This is a genomic window from Algoriphagus sp., from assembly GCF_024642405.1.
In the GTDB taxonomy this organism is placed as follows: domain Bacteria; phylum Bacteroidota; class Bacteroidia; order Cytophagales; family Cyclobacteriaceae; genus Algoriphagus.
Window position 1 is genome coordinate 1 of record NZ_JAHEBC010000224.1, and the last position, 6,284, is coordinate 6,284.

Annotated in this window: 7 protein-coding genes; 4 read left to right on the plus strand and 3 right to left on the minus strand. The window is 37.3% G+C overall.

Going from position 1 to position 6,284, the window contains the following annotated elements; translation table 11 throughout:
• Positions 1-297, plus strand: a 297-nt coding sequence (locus Q0L68_RS14645; protein WP_296704650.1) for an IclR family transcriptional regulator C-terminal domain-containing protein, incomplete at its 5' end; no start/stop codon positions are given.
• On the plus strand, positions 294-1,352 hold the full coding sequence (locus Q0L68_RS14650; RefSeq protein ID WP_296704652.1) for a maleylacetate reductase: 1,059 nt from the start codon (positions 294-296) through the stop codon (positions 1,350-1,352). The genes Q0L68_RS14645 and Q0L68_RS14650, both read left to right, overlap by 4 nt.
• Before the next feature lie 61 nt (positions 1,353-1,413).
• Here the strand turns inward: Q0L68_RS14650 and Q0L68_RS14655 are convergent, their stop codons facing one another.
• The 3 genes from Q0L68_RS14655 to Q0L68_RS14665 all read right to left on the minus strand — a co-directional run bounded on the left by Q0L68_RS14655 (position 1,414) and on the right by Q0L68_RS14665 (position 3,963).
• Positions 1,414-2,178, minus strand: coding sequence for a glucose 1-dehydrogenase (locus Q0L68_RS14655; RefSeq protein WP_296704654.1), 765 nt, complete (start codon positions 2,176-2,178; stop codon positions 1,414-1,416).
• Between the two features lie 203 nt (positions 2,179-2,381).
• Entirely contained in the window at positions 2,382-3,437 is a 1,056-nt protein-coding gene (locus Q0L68_RS14660) for a hypothetical protein (RefSeq protein ID WP_296704657.1), read from the minus strand.
• Positions 3,397-3,963: an ATP-binding protein gene (locus tag Q0L68_RS14665; protein ID WP_296704659.1), complete on the minus strand. Its 567-nt coding sequence runs from the start codon at positions 3,961-3,963 to the stop codon at positions 3,397-3,399. The genes Q0L68_RS14660 and Q0L68_RS14665 overlap by 41 nt, the downstream gene beginning before the upstream one ends.
• Before the next feature lie 266 nt (positions 3,964-4,229).
• Here Q0L68_RS14665 and Q0L68_RS14670 point away from each other — a divergent pair, with 266 nt between their 5' ends.
• The gene (locus Q0L68_RS14670; protein WP_296704662.1) at positions 4,230-5,240 is read left to right on the plus strand and encodes a glycoside hydrolase family 43 protein; all 1,011 of its coding nucleotides are present in this window, start codon (positions 4,230-4,232) and stop codon (positions 5,238-5,240) included.
• Positions 5,241-5,419: 179 nt separating this feature from the next.
• Positions 5,420-6,284: PQQ-dependent sugar dehydrogenase (locus tag Q0L68_RS14675; protein WP_296704664.1), on the plus strand; the 865-nt coding region annotated here is incomplete at its 3' end.

A 6,284-nucleotide genomic window follows, 5' to 3' on the forward strand; every position in this document is an offset into this window, starting at 1 on the left:
AAGAAAATCTCAGAAGTAGAATTTGATACTTACACAGATAAATCTCTTTCAAGAGCTGATTTCATTAAGCAACTTCAGGAAGTTCGCTCCCAAGGCTGGGCTATTTCTGATGAGGAATTCGAAGTGGGGGTAAGATCCATCGCAGTGCCAGTTCGTGACAAGAATAATAAAACTATCGCTGCACTGAATATCAGTGGGCATGCGAGTCGGGTTTCAGTTGAGGTCATGAAAAATTCTTACTTGCCAGCCCTTCAACACACAGTTTCAGAAATAGAAAAAGCTTTAAACCTACTATGAATATTCAATCCTTTGAGTACAAATCCTTTCCTATCCAAGTCCATTTTGGTCAAGGTACTTTCAGCAAATTGCCAGAACTTTTAAAAGAATCTCGAAAAGCATTTATCATTGCCTCGCCTCGCCTTCAAAATCGGGTAAAAGAACTTAGCACCACATTAAGCTCGGAGAGAATTTTCCATTTTAAAGAGGTCGTTCAGCATGTCCCCTCCCATTTGGTGGAAAAAGCCTTAATGGAGCAGAAAAAGCATCAGGCTGATATTTTAGTGGCAATTGGTGGAGGATCTGCTGTAGGTTTAGCAAAAGCAATGGCCCTTCAATTAAAGCAGCCAATTATTGCCATCCCCTCTACTTTCTCAGGTTCGGAAATGACCAATATCTGGGGGATTTCAAAGGATGGTTTAAAAACAACTGGACGGGATTCATCAGTATTACCGCAAGACGTTATCTATGACCCTGAATTGACGGAAAATATGCCCAAGGATCTGGCCGTAAAAAGTGCCTTCAATGCCTTGGCACACTTGATGGAAGCAGCATATGCTCCCGATACCAACCCTATTACCTACAATAACTCGCTTCTGGGGATCAATAAGATTATAGAAGGATTAGACTTGTTGAAAACCTCCGAAAAACTAACTCCCCAGGCAAATGAATTACTGCTTTTCGGAGCATTTTTGGCAGGAAAAGGACTTGGAGAAGTTTCCATGTCCCTGCATCACAAAACCGCCCATACCTTAGGTGGTTCATTTGGGATGGATCATGCCTCTGTCCATACCGTAATTCAACCTTATGTTTTTGCTTATCAGTGGAATTCTCTTGAAAAATCACTGCAAAATGACTTTCAAAAAGCTTATGATCATGAATTTCCTCCTTTGAAAGTTCAAAGTTTGATCCAAGAACTTGGTGGACCTGTAGCTTTAAAAGCAATTGGATTTTCAGAAGAGAATATAAAACCTGCAGTGAAAATTATGCTTGCCAAACCCTACGCAAATCCAAAGCCATTGGAAGAAGAGGGCCTAATTCAAATGCTTAAACAAGCTTATTCGGGAACTCTCTAATCTTATGGAGGAATATGATTAGATAGTTTATGATAATAATGACTTTGTCCATTTAATGGATCTAAGCTGTAAATCCTCCGTCTACCACATGGGTTGAACCAGTTACAAACTTACTTCGATCTGATGCCAAGAAAAGAGCCATTTCAGCGATGTCTTTATTATCAGCATAGCGACCAAGAGGAATCATCTTTGTAAATTTTTCTTTAATTACTTCACCTGCTCCCGGTGCTAAAGCTTCTTCCAAAGAACGCATCATTCGATTATCTACCGGAGAGGGGTGAATTGTGTTTACCCGAATTTTATCAGGTGCTCCTTCCAAAGCTCCTGTTCTCATCAACCCTATTGTGGCATGCTTACTAGCTACATAAGCTGAAATTTGTGCAGTTCCGCGAAGTCCGGCAACCGATGAGGTTATAATTACTGAGCCTCCACCTCCTTGTTTAAGTGCGGCAAAACCATATTTCATTCCTAGCCAAACACCTTTCACATTGACTCCCATTACCTGATCGAAAACTTCCTCGGGATATTCTGACATCGGTTTGACTACCCCTTCTACCCCAGCATTGAGAAAGATCACATCGATTTTTCCAAAGGCCTTAAGCGATTCTTCTGTATATCGCTTCACTTCCTCAGCTTTAGACACATCAGCCTGAATGAAAAGAACATTTTTTCCTTCAAGTTCTTTTTTTGCCTCATCTAGGTTTTTCTGGCTATAGTCAACTACAGCAATGCCTTTTGCTCCTTCTTCCAGAAAAAGTTTAGTAGTGGCAAGTCCGATTCCCCCTGCTCCACCCGTAATAATTGCGATTTTATCTTTCAGTTCCATGGTGCAATGTTTTATTGTTAAATCGATACAATTTAACCTTACAGAAGAGAAAAAGACCTGATATGTATCATGTTTGCAACTTATGTTTCCCACATTCTCAGGTCTATTTTTCTATGAGTTTAGTCTCTTTATATCTATAATTTTTGGATGTTGAATACTTGAATCCTATTAATGGAAAAGAATTCTAAAGCTTAAAAAGAACTTTATCCATTCAATAAATTGAGTTCTTTCTGATACCTCAATGCGAGGTCAAGATACTTTTTACCCTTAGCTAGTTCTTGTACTTTTTTTCCTTCATCAGGTTCAAACTTGCTATTCAAAAGAAAAACCTTCGCTCTGACATTTGCTCTCAGACATTTGAAATACAAGAATATACCTTTGTCTTCTTCTTTTGGAAAACAAGTCAAAATTGATCCATAGGTATCCAGAAACAAATCAGAAAGATCTTTCCTGTCGAAAAATTCCAAATCCATACAAAGAAAAGCGATTTCATATAAAATATCTATCTGCCTAAAAGCATCCTGAAATTCAATACAATCAAAAATGACTGGATTCTTATATAGGAAAATATTGCCGCTATGAAGGTCGCCGTGAAGATCTCTAATAAAACCTAACCTGCTTCTTTCTACAAATCTCCTAACATGCTTCTTTAAAAAATTATTACTGAAAGAAATCAATCCAGGAATTACCTCTGAAAAGTCATTGCCAAATTCTTGCAATACAACATTTTGAACTGAATTCAAATCGTTGAATAACTCTTTGGCTTGTTCCTGATTGTATTCATATTCAATGATTTGGGCACTTTGATGAAACTTAGCTACCTGTTTTGCCAAGAGTGAAATCCTTAAGGGGTCGACTTTCCCTTGAGTTAAAAGCACATCCAGCCTTTTATCTTCCCGCATCCGCTTCATGCAAACTGCATAGTCTACTATCTCTCCTACTTCCCCACCTATTGTAAATCGTCCGTTATGGTAGATTATGGGTCCAACTGAAAGATAGATGGAGGAAAACCTTCTGTTAAGTTCCAATTCCTTTTCACAGAATTTTTTCCTCAAATCAAGGGTGGAATAATCTAAAAATGACAGTTTTATCTCCTTCTTTATCTTAAAAGCATGGCTTCTGCTGAGGATTACCCAAGAGATGTTTGTTTCCTCCAAAATCCCTTGAATTGGTTTGCCTTCATAAATCCCTTGGGCTAATAACTGATTTACTTCTTGCCTATTCATGGGAGGAATGGATGTATTTAAGAGCTTTATCAAGATTTTCTTGGAGCGAACCATCAGTGGATTGAATCAAAAGGTGAGGCTCTAGGATTGGTTCAAACTCAGATTTGATCTTCTGATGTACTTTTAAATCTGCTTCACTATCTTCTCTAGTCTTAGAAAGTCTTTTTGTAATCAAAGTCTCATCCGCTTTAATATGGATGATGGAAAATTTCCATGATAATGACTTAGCCAAAACAAAAAAAGGATCCCGGATTTTCTTAAGGTAAAAAGTGGCGTCTAAAACCAAGTTTTTACCTGATTTCTCGATTTTCTTTGCTCTCTTCAACATTTCATCATAGACAGATAATTTATTGTCAAATTGGTAACTGCCCATCAATCCCAATTCTTTTCTGAGGGCATCACTTCCCAAATAAATCGCATCAATTTCTTTAGCCAATCCCTTTGCAAAATAGCTTTTCCCTGAACCGGGAAGTCCCATAACCATAACTAAGACTGAATTACTTTTTGGGTGTTCTTTCATAATCACAGAATCTTTTCCTACGTGAGTATTAATTTCCAACTATTTTATCCTCATGTTCAATAATATCTCAAGAAAACTTTCGGACTCCTCTCGGCAATTGTTTTATATCGAAAACCAAATAAGCGCAACCACCTTTGAAAGTTAAATTACAAATAAGTTAGGTTTTCTACTTTTGATATTAGCCTGAAGTTTAGTGTTCAATTAAAAAATCTAATTAGCTTCAAAGAAACCTGAAGAATTCTTTAACGATCTAAGTCAATTCCGACCTATTTTACAACTAATTGATTTATAGCTAACATTACACTATGTATCAAAATAAAATTGCCACCAGCACCTCCTACTCATTTAAAATAAGAGCTTTCTTTTTATTCCTTTTAGCTTCCTACAGTACTGCAGTATTTGCCCAGCAAGCAACCAATTACACATCATTTAAACCTGGAGGTAAATGGCTAGCAGACGATGGGGAGCATATTGATAGCCATGGAGGGAATATTATTTATGTAGAAGCTACCGAAACTTATTATTGGTATGGAGAGCATAGAGGTCTGCCAAGAGGTGCATCTTGCTATTCTTCCAAAGACCTTTACAATTGGAAAAATGAAGGAGTGGTTTTGGAAAAAGGTGAAATTGAAGTTTTTGAAAGACCGAAAGTGGTCTATGATGAGGTGAATAAGAAATACGTCATGTGGTTTCATTTTGATAATTCGAAATACCTCACAGCAGAATTAGGTGTAGCCATAAGTGATAGCCCAACAGGGCCTTTTGAGATACAGGAACATTATCGACCAAATGGACATGAATCCAGAGATATTGGAATGTATTTCGAACCAGATACTAAAAAAGCATATATCGGATATGCTGCGGACCATATCAATAAGACTATCAGGATTGTGGAATTGTCGGAGGATTATCTTTCTACCACTACAAATGATGTAGATATTGAAGCACACTGCGAAGGCCCAGGAATCCTAAAGAAAAACGGTAAATTTTACTTGCTCACCAGCGGATGTTCGGGTTGGACTCCAAATCCCGCCACATATTATACTGCAGAGAATATCATGGGGCCTTACACAAAACATGGTAATCCATTTGTTGGAGATGCTGGTAATAACTCATTCAACTCCCAGCCTTGTTTTATCTTTAAAATCCCAGGGTATAAGGACGCATATCTTTACATGGGCGATCGCTGGAATGGTAGAGGGAAGCCTGAATCAGAATATGTTTTCCTTCCAATCACCATAACTGAAGAAGGCGAAATGGAAATTCATTGGTATAATGAATGGGATCTGAGCATGTTTACTCCTGAGAAAAAATAAAATCATTTTAAAAAATTTATCTCAGTTTTTAAAAAGACGTAAAATTCAAGAGTTAAAATCTATTCCAACTCAAAACAATTAATTTTTAACTTGAATCAAGTCGATAACTTGTATGTCTGAACAATTTAGGTTAATTGTTAGTATCGTTATAGACAATAACACTACAAATTCTTTATATGATGAAAAATAATTTCTTCCTATTCATACTCTTAATTTTTACTATTAATACAGCTTGTTCACAAAATGAGCAGGAAAACACCCCTTCACTAACTGGTGAAATAACTGTTGTTGAAGCCTTTCCTAAATTATCGTTTACAAGACCTGTAGATTTTCAGCATGCGGGAGATAATTCGAATAGGGTCTTTGTTGTAGAGCAACGGGGAGTAATCTCAGTTTTTCAAAATGATTTAGAAACAACTGAGAAAACTGAATTTCTAAAAATCGAAAATCTGGTGGATGATTCTGGAAATGAGGAAGGATTATTGGGATTAGCGTTTCATCCTGATTATAAAAGCAATGGCTATTTCTATGTGAATTACACTGCAACCAATCCCAATCGTACGGTGATTTCACGTTTTAGTGTTTCTTCATCAAATCCAAATCAGGCAGATGGTTCCAGCGAGTTAGTACTATTAGAATTCGACCAACCTTTTTCCAACCATAATGGAGGACAAATTTCCTTTGGTCCTGATGGCTACCTTTATATAGCCGTTGGAGACGGAGGAAGCGGAGGAGATCCTAGAGGGAATGGTCAAAATCGAAAATCTTTGCTTGGCAGCATTCTCAGAATTGACATTGATCGAACAGAAGGTTCTAAAAATTATGCTATCCCATCGGACAATCCATTTGCTAATAACAACCTAGGATTTAAAGAAGAAATATATGCTTATGGCCTTCGTAATCCTTGGAGATTTAGCTTTGACTCAGCAAATGGGCAGTTGTGGGTTGGTGATGTTGGCCAAAATAAATATGAAGAAGTGGATATCATCAAAAAAGGTGGAAACTATGGCTGGAATTCAATGGAAGGTTTTCATTGCTTTAATT

Bases quoted from the DNA above. Each gene is read 5' to 3' on its own strand.
- Q0L68_RS14655 (WP_296704654.1), bottom strand. From the start codon at position 2,178: ATGGAACTGAAAGATAAAATCGCAATTATTACGGGTGGAGCAGGGGGA.
- Q0L68_RS14670 (WP_296704662.1), top strand. From the start codon at position 4,230: ATGTATCAAAATAAAATTGCCACCAGCACCTCCTACTCATTTAAAATA.
- Q0L68_RS14650 (WP_296704652.1), top strand. From the start codon at position 294: ATGAATATTCAATCCTTTGAGTACAAATCCTTTCCTATCCAAGTCCAT.